Source organism: Pelotalea chapellei, from assembly GCF_018531195.1.
Taxonomy (GTDB): Bacteria; Desulfobacterota; Desulfuromonadia; order Geobacterales; family Pseudopelobacteraceae; genus Pelotalea; species Pelotalea chapellei.
The window spans coordinates 81,222-97,904 of sequence record NZ_JAHDYS010000005.1 but is presented as its reverse complement, the minus strand read 5'-3'; the positions used below and the strand labels follow the sequence as shown (position 1 = coordinate 97,904).

Below are 16,683 nucleotides of genomic sequence, written 5' to 3'. Positions count from 1 at the left end.
GCAGTGGTTGATCATCAAGGAGTCACCATGACAGCTCATCTCGACACAGGCGCCTACATATCCTCATTGATGCATCTCGATAAAAGCACCCTCCCCTCTAACGGTGGTGAACGCTTCAACCGACTGATCTTTGCCCGCAGTCCCTATCTGCTGCAACACGCTGAAAATCCGGTCGACTGGTATGAATGGGGAGATGCAGCTTTTGAGAAGGCTGCCAGTGAAAACCGTCCGATCATGCTCTCAATCGGCTACGCCACCTGCCATTGGTGCCATGTCATGGCCCATGAATCTTTTGAGGACCAAGAGGTGGCCCAGGTCCTTAACCACGATTATGTCTGCATAAAGGTGGACCGTGAGGAACGCCCGGACATCGATGACTTCTACATGACTGTCTCCCAAGTGCTGACCGGCAGTGGAGGCTGGCCGCTCAACATTTTCATGACCCCCGACAAACGACCATTTTTTGCAATGACCTACCTTCCAAAACGCGGCAGGAAAGGCATGAGCGGATTCATGGACCTGCTGGTTCACATCACCACCCTCTGGCACGATCAGCCCGAAAGGATCGAAAAGAACTGCGCAGGCATCATGAATGCAATGGAACATCTCTCACAGGAGTCCACCCAGGAATACAGCGATTTGAAAGAGATGAACACAAAGGCCCTGAAATCCCTTTCCTCCAGCTATGATCAGGAATACTCCGGATTTGGGACTGCACCTAAATTTCCCATGCCAATCAACCTGAGCTGGTTGATTGAACAGGGCGACAAGGACAATCAGGAGGCGCTCAAAATGGCGCTGCAGACCTTGCGCGCAATAAGGCAGGGTGGAATCTGGGACCAACTGGGAGGCGGGCTGCACCGCTATGCGGTGGACCGTGAATGGCTTGTTCCTCATTTTGAGAAGATGCTTTATGACCAGGGGATGGTGGCCTCAACCGCGCTGGAAGCGTATCAAGCTTCCGGGGATAAATTTTATCTGGAAATTGCAGAGAACATCTTCGGCTTCGTAGAGCGGGAACTAACCTCTCCGCAGGGGGGATTCTTTTCTGCCCTGGATGCGGATTCAGAGGGGGTGGAAGGTAAATTTTATGTGTGGGACAGGCAGGAAGTGGAAGCCTGCCTCGGCTCCGACGCTGAACTGTTCTGCTCCTTTTATGACATATCGGCACACGGCAATTTCGAGGGTCACTCAATTCTGAATATTCCGGCAAGCCTTGTGGAATTCTGCGTCCGTGAAGATTGTGCACCGGGAAAGACATCCCAGATGCTTGAGCGCTGTCGACAGCTCCTGCTCGACCGGAGAGCTTCACGGATTCGGCCACTGACGGATCAAAAGATCATCACGGCATGGAATGGGCTGATGATTGCTGCACTGGCCAAAGGGGGCGCAATTACCGGTAAAGAGAGGTATGTAGAGCGTGCCGCTGATGCTGCCGATTTCATCCTGCACAACCTGAAACGCCACGATGGAAGGCTGCTGCGCAGCTATCTGAATGGACCTTCCGAAGTGTCGGGGTTTCTCGAGGACTACGGTTTCCTTTGCAACGGACTGATTGAGCTTTTTGAGGCGACTCTTGATGACACCTGGTTGAAAGAAGCACTGTTGCTGGCTGATGAGATGATCCGGCTGTTCCATCAGCCATCCGAGCAGTTTTTTTCAAAAATCGGACATGATGCAGAGCAGATGCCGATCCGGGCTTCGCTGGAGCATGACGGCGTGATTCCGTCGGGCTTTTCTCTGGCCGCAAAATCTCTTGCCCGCTTGGGTCATACGGCTGACCGTCCGGATCTGCACGACATGGGGCATGTAATGCTCAATCGCATTATTGCCGAGGCAGGCCGCCATCCGACTGCATATCTGGCAGCGCTTCAAGCTTTTGAAATGTTGGAAGACGAACCGGTAATAGTGACACTGCAGGGGGACAAGGATTCTCCACAAGTACGAGAGTTGCTGCGAACGTCAAAATCAGTTCTGATCCCCACAATGATCATCCGGTTTGAAGAAAAGAAACACACCGGCCAGGCGATGATCTGTGCTCAGGGTGCCTGCAGGCCCCCCGCAACCAAACCTCAGGAGCTGTTGGAACTCCTGACCAGGCTAAAGTCAGAATAAGGACTCATCCATGCTTCGAAGGCATCTGATCGTGGCCGCCAGTATTTTTGCGGTGTTCTGCGGTTTTACAGGTGAAAAACTTTTGCATGCTGCGGATTCCCCCCTCGCCAGCGCCAAAGGAGAACTGGGTTTTCTTACCGGTTACGGCATATCCCACGTCGGCTTCGGCGCCACAAAGAGCCAGGTGCAAACCTGGGATGCAATTCTGCGGGGAGGCTGGTTTTTCTCGGATGAGTTGGGCAAAGGAAGCTGGTATCAGGGCAGGCACGAAACGCTTTTTGAGCTTCCATTCCATCTAGCCGTGGATCACGGCGGGCGTTCAATGGTAGGCTTCTATGCCCTGGGCCACTGGCGCTTCACTTCAATGGGAAGGATTGCACCCTACATTCTGGCCGGCGGTGGCCCGGTGTATGTGGACCTCGGCCTGCCGAGCATGGGGTCCAGACTCTGCTTCAGCTACCAGGGAGGCACCGGAGTGCAGTATTTCCTGGACAAAACAACGGCGCTGAACATGGAGTATCGCTACCACCACATATCCAACGCCGGGACCGCCTCACCAAATGAACCGCTTAATTCGAGCAAGTTTTTGTTTGGGATTTCATGGTTTTATTAAATCAACTACCGTGCCTTCTCCACCCGAATTCGACCGGTCTTCTCTACGCTGATTGTATATTTGGTGGCTAAACGGTCCCTGATGCGGATGCGACGGTCTTCTAAAACAGTGCCGTTGGTATTGAATACCGTAGTTCCTGCGGAGGGTCCACTAAGGTTCAAAAATACTTCCCGTGGCATTCTGCCATTTGATACTACCCCACCATTGACCTGCTGCACCCGATAGCTGCCACTTAAGGTATTAAACAGCACTTGATGCCGTGAGTTGCGCTGGATAGCTCTGCTTTTGGCGATTTGGAGAGCAGAAGATACATCGTTGGCACTGCTGCGGTAAGTCATGTTCTGACGCCAGCTTACAAACGGAGGCAGCGCCAGGGCCATCATTATCCCAAGCAGAACCATGGTTATCAGTACTTCAACAAGAGAGAAACCTTTCCCCATATTCATCCTACTTCTGTCTCCAGTAAAGGGGGATGATGGTCCCACCTTTTTTGAGCTGCAGGGGAACAAGAACCCCTCCACTGTTCACATTTGCATTGACCTTTCCATCGGGATTGACCACCACAGAAACACCTGAAGCGATACCTGGTCCCAGAGCTTCGCTCCGATCGCTCCTGAGCAGGGCAGTGTCCCCGCTCTGGGCACGGGTGTTGCTGACGGCAGTACTGTCGTTTTTTCGGTCAAAATTAAATACCGCCTCGCCAGTGGCATAGTTGACAGCGTACAAACGACTTGTACCGATATTCGGGGTACAGGGATCACCCCAGGCAACACGCCATGCAGAAAAGGTACCCGCCCCCACCACAGAAGTGATATTGGCCGTCAGGAGCCCGCTGGTGCTGTCATAGTCAGTGACAATGCCTTTCATACGGTTGCTTCCGTTTTCGATAAACACCTGCTGGTTGGGGAGAATGCTCGCCCCCTTGTCAACCGTCAGTGTTTTGATGCCTGTGGAAATCGGCAAACTAGAGGCGGAGGAACTGCTGTTTTTGTCCGGAGTATAGGTGGTGAAGTAAGCAACCTTGTTGAACACGGTGGCCGGCGCCAGCACCTTCTCTCCATCGCGCTCATTCAGCTTAATGTACCAGCCGTATTTGTCGACATTCTTGAGGTCGGTCAAAATACTATTCACTGCTGCTGTGGTGGCACTGGGATCCTGTAGCAGGTCCTGAGTCACATCGACAATTTTATCTTCCCCCACAGGGATAATCTTAGGGTCGGTTTGCCCACGATCCCGCAACGCATACATACGGTCAATTACGCCGGTATTCAGGGGATGTTCACGATCACCGCTTCCCAGAAATATCAAGGCGTCCAGCCCACGTGATGAACTGGAGGTTGCTTCTACGGTCACTGACGGTTTGAAGAAAAATTTGCGACCCGTATCACCTGTAGCGGGATTGATGCTGAAGATCTTGTTACCGCTCCACTTGTTAACGTTGCTGCCGCCAATATCAAAGCGCCAGACATTGCCCCCCAGGTCGGCAGCGTACATGCGGTCGGGATAACCGCTGCCGGCCGTATCCAACAGGGCAACTTCTCCAGTAAGTGAATATTCCAACTTGTCCGTGGCCGGGTTGGTACCATAGTTTTTACTTCCCGGTACAACACTCCACAACAGTCTGCCCAGGTTGGCGAAATTTGGAACACCTTTATTATCTTTATTATCTATAGTTGCCAACTCAACCAGATAAATGGCTCCCCCCTTGGGATTTTGCTGGGTGCTGCTGCCACTGCTGGTGACCGAGCCGCTACCGCTGTCGGTCAGAGAAACCTTGCCATCGCCTCTGAATTTTTGGGTGGCGCCATAGCGGCTGTCTTCATTTACATTATCGTAGCCACCTATGATGAAAGCAGCAATTTTCTCTTCACCGCCGATTTTTATTTTAATAATGCGCGGTTCACTCCAGCTCTCCCCCATTTCGGTAAGCGTATTGCTGCCGATACTCCCAAGGTATTTAGGATCAACGGGATTAGTTACATCAAGAGCAATATAGGCCCCCTTGGCCGCGGCACTGCCGTCGCCCGCGGCGCCCCCCCCCCGACGCATGCCAAACAGCAGAATAACCTTGTCTTTGCTTACATCGATTTTGCCGTCCTTGTTGGCATCATACACATAAACGCTGGGAGTGGCATCCACCCCGTAGGTATGAATCTCGCCCGGTATCTCCTTGAGGCTGGTGAGCATGTTCGGGGGTATGAAGGCCCACTCCTCGCCACCATCACAATCCCTGATCGCGTGCAGCATGCCGTCATTGCCCCCCACATAGAGCATGTTTTTGTTGGCATTATCCCCGCAGGTGCCCTCATTGCTTTCAGTGACGGGCCCATAGCTGACAAAAGCGGGGCGTGAATGAAGCAGATCGCCCAATAACCAGGAGCGCTTTTCTGCTGGTTTTCCGTAGGCATCCATTCCCTGGAGATAACTGATCAGCTGGGTACGTTCAGCATCACTACTGACCCCCAAATCGGCATTACTGACATTGGCAAGGGGAATCCGGCTAGTAGTATAAGTGTATATTACACGCTTGGTTAGATCCATTCCTGCGAGCTGGCCGCCGGCACCGCCTTTGTCCACGATTCCGCCGTCGGAAGCCGTGCTCCAGAAAGAGATGCTGTCGGTTTTAAAGGTGCCGCTGCTCACACCGACAGGCAATTTCGTTCCACTAAAATCATCTGTATTGTCGCCATCAAGATCCATCCAGACCGCAACGTTTTTATTCTTGTCCATGATAACGTTGCTGATATCAGTTTTGCTGGTGTTCGTCTTAGTACCCAGACCGTACTTCTTGAGGTTCCCCTTCCAGAAACTTTCATTTACCGGTTTGAATAACCCCATATAAATCCGATCAGAACTATAGGTGCGATTAGTAGCATTGGTGGGAACGACAGGCGTTACATAAGAGGTATCTGCGGAGGTAATGTGAGAAAGGATTTTATTCAAAGCGGTACTAAGTTCAGCCTGGTTGCCGGCCATATAGGAGGCTCCATGGCCGTGGCTATTATCTGAAACCAGCTTCAGCAAATCTATCGCAGCCTGTTCCTCATCCTTGGTGGATTTAAGATCAAAACCGATGGTGAAAGTTGAAACGTGTTGTTTGCCCTTTGTATGTTCCTGCCCGACAGTTGAATCATCCGGCAGCAGGTCAGTGTCATACAGGTACTTGGCCACATCATCCATTGAGTGCTTAAACCTCTGCATAGTTCCAACCCTATCAACGTATTCTATACCGTCATTATCATAATCCCCCTCGCAGTCAGGCCTTTCAGGGGGGCAGACGGTTGTAAGCACGGTACTGTCATCGGAGGTAGACATTCCATCAGTTACAAAAATGATGAAATTAGTCTGACAGCTTGCTGTGATGGGTGATGTATATTTTGAGCTCGAATCAAGACCTATTGTATTGCCAAAAGCGCTGGTGGCACCCTTAAAATACTGCCCCGCCTCGTACAAAGATTCTGCCAGAGGAGTCCAACCACTAGCCGTAATGGTTGTCCTGTTTATCGACGCCAGCAGGGCATCCCGGTTGGTAAGGGCGGCGTTAAATGCAGCATCCATATCCTTGATAACGGTGACATATTCCTGGCCAGCGATTATATCACTGAAAAAACGGGCACCCTTGGATTGCTTCTTGTCAATGCCGTCACCGTTGTTGTAGATCATGAGTCCGAAATTGACACCCTTATTCCTGGGATCAGAAATCAGATCTTTGACAACCTTACGGGCTATACTGATTTTAGCGTACTGTTCATTCCAGTTGATCCAGTTGCCCATTACATAGGTACTATCCTTGATAAAACCTCTAGGCTCACAGGCACCAGTGGTGGTAAGCGTTCCGATATAAAAACCATCGCTGCTTAAAGAGCTATTCGGATGATTATTTGTACACTTTTCAGTGACATTATTAAGGCTAAAGCCTGAATCAGTATAAAAGACATTTCCCGAATTAGTGACACTCTTGACATATACCCTGTTGGAGAGACAAGTGGTTGAGATGCCTGTGGATAACCAACAGGCAGGAGCTTGATCATAAGTAGTGGCAGGATCATATGTTGTGGAGATAGAATCATCCATACTGCCGGAGGTATCTATAATGATCAGAACATTGGGCTTCACGAGAGAGGTCATGCCACCATAGATCCAGGTATCGCCGGGATATTGGTCACAGGTGGCGGCGGCATGGGAAGTGTTGATTCGAGCCAGCAGGGATGAAGCGAGAAACAGCACAAAGAATATGGTTTTTTTCATATCAGGTTTCCTCACACTGCCCTAACGTTTGTTGCTTATGGGTACTCGATCATAATTCAGCCGGTTACCCAAAGCCCACTCCGCCGGTTCGGCCGGACTGCCACAGGAACCGTCAGGTTTGAGATGCCCCTGCCAGGTGCCGCTGGTTTTGAAACTGATTACTGCTGGACGGCACGCTAATGAATCGAGTTCCCGGCTGTAACCACGCTGCCAGAGTGTGTAGCCAGGGTAGCGGTAATAAAGCACCTGATCTTGAAAGGGACCGGAATAAATCATGCGGGGGTTATAGCCGCTCCCCATCACGCTGACGGCTGCCTGAGCCTGTGGCGATTGCAGACAGACCAGCATAGCCAACAGCATCACGTATATAATATTTTTCATAACTGCTCCTCTGTCAGTAATCTTTGACCTTGGGAACCACCCTCGCAACTTCAGACTCCAGTTCGGCGGCAGCACTATTGGGACCACTACCGGTAACATCTACAATGTAAAAATAGGACTGAAAACTGTCGTCGCTGCCACTGCCGGGAGGTGCCATACCGGTACCGACGAATTCAACCTTGTAGGTTGCCGCGTTGTCACCCACTTTTACAACTGCACTTGAATATTTGTTCTGAACACCGGGAATAATGGCAGTATAGGCGGCGGGGTCGGTCTGGGCAAACTCAAGGATCGCATCGGCGGTGTAGAAAGCCTGCTGGCTGGTGCGGTAATTTCCGGCAATCTGCAACTCGGTAGTGGAGGAGGTCAGCAGCGTCATACCGAGGATGGAGAGAAGAAGCAGCATCATCAATACGACAATCAGTGCCGCACCATGCTCGCTCGCGCCTCTCTGGCAACCCGATTTTGCGACGGCGAAAGGTGGTGAAAGGCTCATCTCCTGTTCCTCAGCCGCACGATGGAGGTCACTTCACGGACAGCCGGACCCTCACCCGGAGTTGATGCGCGCATGGTCTGACCGATGATGGTGACTCGAACAGCCCTGAGGCCCGCAAGGTCGTCTGAAGTAAGGCCTGCAAGATCGTTTACTTCCTTGCCTGTGGCGGTGCCATCGTCCAGTAGATATGCAAACCTAAGGTTGGAGATACTTTGAGCAATCAACTCCGTACGACCGTTGATCGTTCGCTGCAAACAGCCTGCACCACAGGCCGGATTATTCCTGGTAACGGCATAGCCGACGGTTTCGGGATAGTTAATGGACGTAGTACTATCCAACCCGCAGATCACATCACCAGCCTTATAGTAAATTTCAATTGACGCGGCCTTATCAGGTGTTTTGACATTTATTGCAGGGGAGGAATCTATCGACTCAACGGAGAAAAGGTTATTCTGAGGGACAATTGAGTACGGCTCATTGCGGGTCAAGGGACGAATGATGCGAACTGCACTAATATTTGCAAAACTGTTTGCCTCGGCTGAGGAGGCAACGGACAGGCTTAACTTTTGAACCCCTATTGTGGAAATGTCAGCTGCAAGCCTTGTGTAGATTTTTTTGGCCGAGGCGGTATTCAGATTGACGGTGGACAAGTTGGACATTGCTGGATTTAAGGTTGTGGCCTGAAGCGGAATCAGGAAACCCGCTGTTTGCAGATCACGAGTTACGGCATCCATGGCTATACGAAGGTTTTGCTGTACATCAACCACCTCTTCCTGTCGAAAGGCGGTCCTCATGTGGGCTACATACAGAGAGTAAACAGCGCCCATAAAAATTCCGAACAGCAGAATTACGATCAGGATTTCTACCAGGGTGAAGCCCAACTGCGCTTGGCGGTCGATCTGCGGCTTCATTGAACCCTCTTGTAACATGTCAGCATGGGGACATTGCTCGCAGTCGAGAGTGCTGCAAAAACATCTATCCTGCTCACTCCACTGACAGGATTATTAGTAGTAATCCTGTACTGCGCCTTGAATCTGCCGGCACCCTGAATGGTAATATTGGTACCTGGAGTGTTGATGCCATTAAGATCAAAGACCTTATTAGTGGTGGTATCCGTGTTTACAACAGGGTCATCAACTTTTTTCGAAAGCAGTTCCTCCATCACCTGCTGACGAAGCGCTGTCTCTACCGATAATCGATTTGCAATGCTGTTGTGCTTGATTGCGGTGCTGACCATGCTCAGGGCGGCAAGAACGCCAACCACCAGCAACAGAATGGCGACCATCACTTCGACAAGACTGAAACCTGCAAAGGAGCGAAAAGGAATTTGCATAGCGGTGAGGGGTTTAGTCTTTACAGGTACCGATACATGGCCGTCTTCCATCAGATGGTGGCACATTCAAGTTTGTTGTACTTCAACTTTATTACATCCGAGCTGTTGCAATTGTTGTTCAAGAGCCGTGGGGTCAGGAAGATCAAAAGTTCCCGCCGATTTTTATCGTTGGACTTGGATTTAAAAAGCCGACCCAACCACGGAATATCCATTAGGTAAGGAACTCCAGATTCCCTTTCCGTTTCGTCATTAATAAATGTCCCGCCAATAACAGCAGTCTCGCCGTTTTGAATGGACAGCGTTGTTTTTGCTGTTTTTTTGTTGATCGGCACCTGGCCGTTTATGGGGGCACCAAGAGAGTCGTTGGTTACCTCTAATTTCATGATGACGTCACAAGCCGGTGTGATGGTTGGTGTGACGTCCAGGGACAGGACTGCATCCTTGAACTCGTAGGTAACCTGGCCGGATAACCCATCTGTCTTGGCATAGGGATACTGGGTACCATCCTTGATGGTTGCAGTCTCACCATAGGTGGTTGCTATCCTGGGGGTCGAAATGACCTTTGCCATATTCATGTCTGCTGCTGCTGAAAGTCTCATGTCAAGCTCAATGCCACCGACAAGGGTACCGAAAGTGAGTCCCATACCATAAGTATCCATCGTTCCTGTTGTAGAAATTGCTCTATCTATGAGACCTCCAAATCCAAAATCTTGAAAAGGACCATCTTGTTTTATACCGCCCGCCCCCTTAATTCGATGCACCCCCCACTGAATTCCAAGGGACTTTGTAAAACCTGTTGTAGCTTGTACAATTCTCGCTTCAATCATCACCTGCTGATCTGGAACATCCAGAAGACTGAGAAGTTTGAGCACCTCAGGAAATTTGGAAGGCAAGTCCCTGATGATAAGCCGGTTTGAATTGGGTTCTGCATAGATGTTGTTATATTCAGCTGCCACTGGAACGTTAACAGGCCGTGGTTCAATATCTTTACTCTGGCGGCCATCTGCATTGGCTTCAGGATAGACACCTGCATTACCGCCGGTTGCTCTAGCTTGAACCTTTGCAGTCTCTTCCCGGGTTGGTGTTTTGGCACTGTTCTTAAGAATGGCTGTTGCTGCTGTAGCAACTTTCGGCGCAGATGCATGCCGCAGTTGAACGGCACATATTCCTACTGTCTCACGCGCTTTGTTGAAATCTTCCTCTTCCAGCTGTTTCTTAACCCGTTCCACTTTCTGATTAAAGCTGATGATTTCTACGATATTCCCTTCCTCAATAGCCGCAAGGTTATTGACCCTTAAAAGCAGTTCATATGCCTGGTCCCAAGGCACATTGGTCAACTTTATGCTGATGTTGCCCTTGACCTCATCGCTGAGGATGTAATTTTTCTTGTTCACTTCAGACAGCAATCTGAATATCTGTTTCAGTTCCGCATTATCGAAATCGAGAGAAATCTTCTGTCCCTTGTATTTTGCAGAGGGAGCTTTGAAGTTGGGGTCGCTGTCCTGAGTAATCATTTTGGATTTGGGGGAAAGGGAATCTGTTTTCTGAACGGTGTTTTTTGTTTCGTCGATCACAAAGAACCGTATGGCGACTGCATTGGTGTCTTTGGTTGAGAGGTAATTGGGAAGAGGCTTATTCTTTTGGACCGTGAAGGTCAGTTTAGTGTTGGGTCCCTCCTGCTCCACTTCGAGGTGAGACAGGTTCAGGAAACCGAGCGGATAACGTCCCTCCTTAAAGGCAAGAACCGTGTCCTTTAAGATGAAAACCAGCCTGTCTGACTCGGGAAAACTGAAAGTTGAAACGTTATCGATGAAGCCACTTGTGCCGATCATCACTGAATTATCCTTAATGATCAAACTGGCAGCAGAAGCAGAAGCAGTGGCTGTTGGTGTGGTAACAGGAGCAGAAGCGGGAGCAACAGAATTGGAGGGAACAACTGGCACAACAGCCTGTTTGGGCTCAGGCACCCCGACAATACTCAAAGTATTCTTTGAAATCTGTTTCAAAATCAGGGGTGTTTTCCCCGCTGGCTCCACCACAATTCGAGTGCCGGTGCTGGTGCCGCTGACTGTCAGCTTTGCTAGGTGTTCATTTTTGTTGAGAAGTTCACCTGGATCGGCGGAAAGATTCTTGACATCTATTACCAGCCGATAAGGATTTTGCACCTTAAAGGAGGTAAATTCGATCTCCTGGTCTGCCGAAATGGTTGCATACTCATTGCCGGAAGAGACAAAGGAGAGTTTAAGCTGTGCTGCAAGACAAGGAGAAGAAAAAAATGCAAACGTTAGAATTACAAAAGTAACTTGCAATAAATGGGCGTGAACCCTTGAAAATTCTTTCATCAAAACAACCCCGCCTTCAGACAAATCTATAGAAAAGTACTGTATAAAATAGGGTAAAACCCGCAAATAATCAAGCCATTGTTGCTGTTTCGGGGTGTCGCAGAGAGTTTGTCTTTTGCTATGTTTCGCGGAAGAGGATTGCCAAAAGCATTGCTGCAAGGCAAGGTAATCCGTATAGGGTCACGACGGAATGGAAAGGAGACAGCAGGACTGCTCAGTAATCACAACCCTTTGAGATCAGACAACGGCAGAATGGTGAACCCCTCAAGTTGGGGTATGAACACGGCATCTTCCAAGGCAGTATTAACCTCAGGTTCATTAAGCGTCAGCCGGACACGATCATCACGGATATTACGCATCTCAACTTTGACAGCAACCGGCACGCCGCCGATTACTTCATATTTTTCATAGAAAACCTGGTCCCCGTTGGGGGCTGATTTGGAAGTTATCAGTCCATCAGCATAGGTCACTTTTTCAATGAACCCTAATTTCCCCATACGCTCGACTGTGCCGTTACCGTGCCTTTCGTTAGAAGGGTCGGCATCCATGACCCAGCGCATCATGCGCCACCCCTGCAGACCGCCGCCGTCGGGAAGTTCATCGATGCTGCCGGTGTAGGCTGTAGCTTTGGAAGGGAAAATAAGAGTGATCTGTTTACCCAAGGCAAAAACTTCCATTATCGTTGTACCGAAAGGAGACAGCACGACCAGATGCACCTGGTCCGGTTTGCGGAACACCATATATCCCTGCCCGGACATGCCGCGATCCGAGGTTTGAACCGATAATGCAACAGCAGAAGAAAGCGTCTCTACAACGGCATTCGGCCGATAATCCACTGTCCCGGAAGTGGTGGCACACCCGGAAAAAATGAGCAGGCTAACAATGCACAGTGCCAGTACCGACAGTTTTTGCTTTGGATTTATCAAGAGAAGGTCCTCTTTATGATTGTTTGTTTATCTATGCCGGAGATCATTCCAGCCTGAAATCTTTCTCAGTCAATCGGATGTTTTTACGCACTTTGCGAAATGTCATCACAGCCCGGTCACCGTTCTGCTCGGCTATCACCAGGCGCTTGATGACGCCATCTTCCTGAAATGTGATGACCAGCTCTCGTACCTGCCCCTTGCCCTGAGGCATGATCGTAACGGTATAGACCGCACCTGACTTGTCCGCAAGAACCTTCATTCCCTCAGGCATGACAGTTATCGGCTCTGCAATCTTCGAGAACCAGCGTTTCAGCCCCTGCTCAGGCGGCAGTACAATCCTGTTGCGGTCTCCAGTGCCTGTAATCTGTTCGACCACGTTATCCCGCAGCAGCAAGCGGCTGGGATATGGAGAAAGTATCTCCATAAAAAACAGGTCAGGCTTGCGAAAACGTACAGTACCGTTCATGGTCATGGTACGTTTCATCAGCGAAAGACGCTTCTCCTGGACAATTTCAGCTGTGAAATCGGATACATCGGCAAAAGCCTTGCGCAGTGCCTCCAGACCGTCCAAAGGGGGCACCGGACGTGCCTGGACCGGTAAAACAGATAAAAAAACTATGGTAAGTGCAAACAAAAACCGGATCATAATTTTCCAACCCCCAAAGATAACTTTGCCCGCACCAGCATGCGTCCCCCGCAATCAACCTCTCCTTCCATGAGGAAAAGCCTTCCGAAGGAGGCCACGATTTTAGCTGAAATCGTCAGAATGTCCCCTGCGCAAGGTAGCTCTCCAAATTCAGCACTGTTGATGGAAGCAAGAAAACCTCCCTCCTCTTCTTCCTGTATGGCAATAATACCGCCTAATTGGGCGATGCACTCGATCAGACATACCTGAGGAAAATTGCCTGAGGTTCCCGTCAGCTGCCGTTCCGCACAGGCGGAAACACCCGGTTCGAGAGCGAGCAATCTGTCGAGCATCAAAAATGGATAACGATGGGGAAGATATGCGGCAGGATCAGGATTAAACAGGAGAGCCCCCTGTCACACTAAGGGAGAAACAGGGACCTTCCGGGGAGGCTGCGATGTGAACCCCGCGTTCCCCGGCAGAAAGCGATGCAACGAGTGTAGCCAGGGCTGTTCCTCCCATGGCAAGCGATCTTCCGATGGCGCGCCCTACTTCGATACGTGTTATTCCATCGGCAGCCTTCAACATTTCAGGAACATCGGCAGCACACCCTGAAACAGACACGAGCCTGCAATCCTCCATGGGGCCAGTGAGCAGATCAATACCTTCCTGCTCGTGCCCTGGTATAAGCATACCAAGACTCCGCACCGATTCAACGGTGGCCAAAATTCGGGCATCACGTGCACGGGCATGAGCCAGTTTTTCCAGGACAAGAATGCCGCATCCCTCGCCAAATGGGGGCGTACTGCGCGTGAGTTGACCAAATGCAGCGAATCCCTTGACAAGCAGCGGCATCAAATCATCAACACCGCCGGCCAGCATGACATCGGCACGCCCTTCCTGGATATAACGGCAAGCATGAAGCAAGGCAGATTCAGCCGAACAGAAGCGCTGGACAAGGGTTACATTTGGACCCTTAAAGCCATGTTCAATAGAGGCGTTACTGGCAGGTGCATTGGGCACGGTATTAGGAAAGATCATTGGTATCAGACCTTCCACCCCGGCTGTGAAATAGCCCGTCAAAAATTCAGCTGATGTGGAGACACCGCAAAAACCACTGCCGAGAGCGATTCCAAGTCTTTCGGGGGCAATGGATTTAGGATCGAGGGCAGCATCCTTCAGAGCCATACCAGTGGCAATCACAGCGAATTGGCTGCAACGATCCATCTTGCGTGCCTTCATGGGAGGCATAAAGGTTGAGACGGTAAAGCCGGTAGTTTTGCCCCAGCGATAACCCTCTGATCCGAGAATATCTGCAGGGATATCCGTCAGTGCATCGCCACCGGAACTGATCAGTTCCTGTACGGCAGATACACCGATTCCAGCTGCTGAGATGACCGCAGAACCGGTGATTACAATATCATCAAAGGAATTGTTCATAGTGAAAGTACCAGAGAGGTTACATTCCCGCCAAAGGCAAAGGAGTTTGAAAGGGCAATCCTGCTATCGGTCGTCCGGGGACCGGCATGGCAATATTCCAGATCGCATTCCGGATCCCTTCCACGATAATTGAGGGTCTGGGGAATAAAGTTGCCATTGAGGGCAACGATAGTTGCCACTGCTTCTATGGATCCGGCAGCTCCCAGACAGTGACCTGTCATGGCCTTGGTGGAAACCAGCGGCACCTGGTCGGTCCTTTCTCCAAATACCAGTCTCATTGCATTGGATTCAACCACGTCATTGAGAGGTGTGCCGGTGCCGTGGGCATTCACCCAACCGACCTGCAGCGGATCAACAGAAGCCGATTTCAGAGCTTCCTGCATGACTCGGGCAGCCACCATGCCTGAAGGATCTGGCGCAGTCATATGATGGGCCTCACCAGCCAGGGAATAACCGAGAATCGCTCCATGAATATGGGCACCGCGTGCCAGAGCATCCTCTTCGGACTCTAGTACAACAAAGGCGGCCCCTTCTCCCAGTGAAATTCCCTGTCGGCCCAGACTAAAAGGTGCGCATGGCTGCGGATCAACCACCCGTAGTGAATTAAAACCGGAGAAGGTCAGGACAGATAGAGTATCAGCGCCTCCTGCCACAACCATTTTCTGGCTTCCACTGGCAACCAGGTCGGCACCCCAGCCAATGGCCGTTGCAGACGACGAGCAGGCAGTGGTCACCGTTCCCTGGTAACCACCCAAGCCATATATCCGGGATATGTCCGTGGCGGTTTGATCAGGCAAAATGCCGCGCAGCAGTGAAGGATGCTCTTTGCGACCTTCAAGCAGGGCCTTCAGCCAGCGTTCTCCCTGGAACATCCCGGCAGCCCCTCCCCCCATGGAAACGCCCATGTCGTAGGGTGAGTAACATCCGAGAACACCACTGTCACGAAGCGCTTCTCCAGCGGCAATCACGCCGAACTGGTCGGAACGGGACAATTTTGCGGCAGTCCGTTTGTCAAAATGATCGAGAGGATCGTAGTTCCTTACTTGCGAAGCGATGCGGGAAGGAAAGGCCGAGACATCGAACAGGTCAAATTCGCCGATGCCGGTTTTATCTGATTTCAATGCTGCGGAAAACTCCTGGATATTTTTACCGACACCGCAGAATACTCCCAGACCGGTAATTACAACTCGTTTTTTCATGTACATTTTCCTGTAAAAAAGCAGATCACTATACAATTCCACCATCTACGACGATGGATTGACCGGTGATATAGGCAGACTTTTGAGACGCAAGAAACAAAACAACAGAGGCAACTTCTTCCGGTGTTCCCATTCTTCCCAATGCAGAACTGCTGACAATGCGATCCACAACATCCTGTTTCAGTGAAGCGGTCATATCTGTAGCTATGATTCCGGCAACCACAGCGTTGACACGGATCCCCAGCGGTCCAGCTTCTCGGGCCAGGGATTTGGTGAAACTCATCACCGCTCCCTTGGATGCAGCATAGTTGGTCTGTCCAATGGTGCCGATCATCCCCGATACGGAGGAGATATTAATGATACTGCCGCAACGACGAGCCATCATCTTGCGCAGTGCCCATTTGCTGCAATGGAAGAGCGGATTGATATTGGCGCGGATTACCTCATCCCAATCATTATCGGACATCATCGCAAGATAGCAGTCCTTGATGATTCCGGCATTGTTGACCAGAACATCCAGTTTGCCGGAAGCTGCCACTGCGGAGTTGATCAAGGCTGTGGCTCCCGCAGAAGTGGCTACATCCGCCTTGAAGATTGAAATTTTCCCGTCAAGCTCCTGCGCATCGCTCACTAGAGTATGTGCAGCAGCATCATTTGTCAGATAAGCGGCATGAACATGTGCCCCTTCCCTGGCAAACGCCAGGGAAATTGCCCTGCCTATGCCTCTTGTGCCGCCCGTAACAATGATAGTTGAATCTTTGAAAGACATGTAAAAAGCAACCTCACAACTGAAATTAAGAAAAAATAGTATACTAAGCAGGCCGCGAAAAGTCCAGCAAGGCCTCAGCTAGGAGTCTATGGGGTGTTGAGAAATCCAGGTTGTTCAAAAATAGTCAGATCGTCGCTCCCGGAGAAAGCACCGCGGAGGCATGAACTTAATCCGTCGCACACTTTCACGTGTGAAA

Annotated in this window: 15 protein-coding genes; 2 read left to right on the top strand and 13 right to left on the bottom strand. The window is 50.6% G+C overall.

Annotation, left to right across the window (positions count from 1 at the left end):
• The first annotated feature begins 27 nt into the window (after window positions 1-27).
• The gene (locus KJB30_RS06810; protein ID WP_214297249.1) at window positions 28-2,115 is read left to right on the top strand and encodes a thioredoxin domain-containing protein; all 2,088 of its coding nucleotides are present in this window, start codon (window positions 28-30) and stop codon (window positions 2,113-2,115) included.
• Between the two features lie 10 nt (window positions 2,116-2,125).
• Window positions 2,126-2,728: an acyloxyacyl hydrolase gene (locus KJB30_RS06805; RefSeq protein ID WP_214297243.1), complete on the top strand. Its 603-nt coding sequence runs from the start codon at window positions 2,126-2,128 to the stop codon at window positions 2,726-2,728.
• A gap of 5 nt (window positions 2,729-2,733) precedes the next feature.
• On the opposite strand, the gene KJB30_RS06800 is transcribed toward KJB30_RS06805, so the two are convergent.
• From KJB30_RS06800 to fabG, 13 genes are all read right to left on the bottom strand, one after another.
• Entirely contained in the window at window positions 2,734-3,174 is a 441-nt protein-coding gene (locus KJB30_RS06800) for a pilus assembly FimT family protein (protein ID WP_214297242.1), read from the bottom strand.
• 1 nt (window position 3,175) lies between these two features.
• Window positions 3,176-6,976: a pilus assembly protein gene (locus KJB30_RS06795; RefSeq protein ID WP_214297241.1), complete on the bottom strand. Its 3,801-nt coding sequence runs from the start codon at window positions 6,974-6,976 to the stop codon at window positions 3,176-3,178.
• Between the two features lie 21 nt (window positions 6,977-6,997).
• Window positions 6,998-7,357, bottom strand: a complete 360-nt coding sequence (locus KJB30_RS06790; protein ID WP_214297240.1) for a hypothetical protein — start codon at window positions 7,355-7,357, stop codon at window positions 6,998-7,000.
• A gap of 13 nt (window positions 7,358-7,370) precedes the next feature.
• Entirely contained in the window at window positions 7,371-7,853 is a 483-nt protein-coding gene (locus tag KJB30_RS06785; RefSeq protein WP_214297239.1) for a PilX N-terminal domain-containing pilus assembly protein, read from the bottom strand.
• A complete protein-coding gene (locus tag KJB30_RS06780; protein ID WP_214297238.1) occupies window positions 7,850-8,764 on the bottom strand; it encodes a PilW family protein in 915 nt (304 codons plus the stop codon). Before KJB30_RS06780 ends, KJB30_RS06785 begins: the two co-directional genes overlap by 4 nt.
• Window positions 8,761-9,252 (bottom strand): type IV pilus modification PilV family protein, encoded by a 492-nt coding sequence (locus KJB30_RS06775; protein ID WP_214297237.1) that lies wholly within the window; start codon window positions 9,250-9,252, stop codon window positions 8,761-8,763. The genes KJB30_RS06780 and KJB30_RS06775 overlap by 4 nt, the downstream gene beginning before the upstream one ends.
• Complete coding sequence (gene pilQ, locus KJB30_RS06770) at window positions 9,237-11,528, bottom strand: type IV pilus secretin PilQ (RefSeq protein WP_214297236.1); 2,292 nt, start codon at window positions 11,526-11,528, stop codon at window positions 9,237-9,239. The genes KJB30_RS06775 and pilQ overlap by 16 nt, the downstream gene beginning before the upstream one ends.
• A gap of 221 nt (window positions 11,529-11,749) precedes the next feature.
• Complete coding sequence (locus KJB30_RS06765; RefSeq protein WP_214297235.1) at window positions 11,750-12,454, bottom strand: lipoprotein insertase outer membrane protein LolB; 705 nt, start codon at window positions 12,452-12,454, stop codon at window positions 11,750-11,752.
• A 43-nt stretch (window positions 12,455-12,497) separates the two neighbouring features.
• Window positions 12,498-13,100, bottom strand: a complete 603-nt coding sequence (locus KJB30_RS06760; RefSeq protein ID WP_214297234.1) for a LolA family protein — start codon at window positions 13,098-13,100, stop codon at window positions 12,498-12,500.
• The gene (locus tag KJB30_RS06755) at window positions 13,097-13,432 is read right to left on the bottom strand and encodes a 3-hydroxyacyl-ACP dehydratase FabZ family protein (protein ID WP_246545553.1); all 336 of its coding nucleotides are present in this window, start codon (window positions 13,430-13,432) and stop codon (window positions 13,097-13,099) included. The genes KJB30_RS06760 and KJB30_RS06755 overlap by 4 nt, the downstream gene beginning before the upstream one ends.
• Before the next feature lie 43 nt (window positions 13,433-13,475).
• Window positions 13,476-14,519, bottom strand: coding sequence for a beta-ketoacyl synthase N-terminal-like domain-containing protein (locus KJB30_RS06750; RefSeq protein ID WP_214297233.1), 1,044 nt, complete (start codon window positions 14,517-14,519; stop codon window positions 13,476-13,478).
• Entirely contained in the window at window positions 14,516-15,718 is a 1,203-nt protein-coding gene (locus KJB30_RS06745; protein ID WP_214297232.1) for a beta-ketoacyl-[acyl-carrier-protein] synthase family protein, read from the bottom strand. The genes KJB30_RS06750 and KJB30_RS06745 overlap by 4 nt, the downstream gene beginning before the upstream one ends.
• 28 nt (window positions 15,719-15,746) lie before the next feature.
• Window positions 15,747-16,487, bottom strand: a complete 741-nt coding sequence (gene fabG / locus KJB30_RS06740) for a 3-oxoacyl-ACP reductase FabG (RefSeq protein ID WP_214297231.1) — start codon at window positions 16,485-16,487, stop codon at window positions 15,747-15,749.
• Window positions 16,488-16,683: the final 196 nt, after the last annotated feature.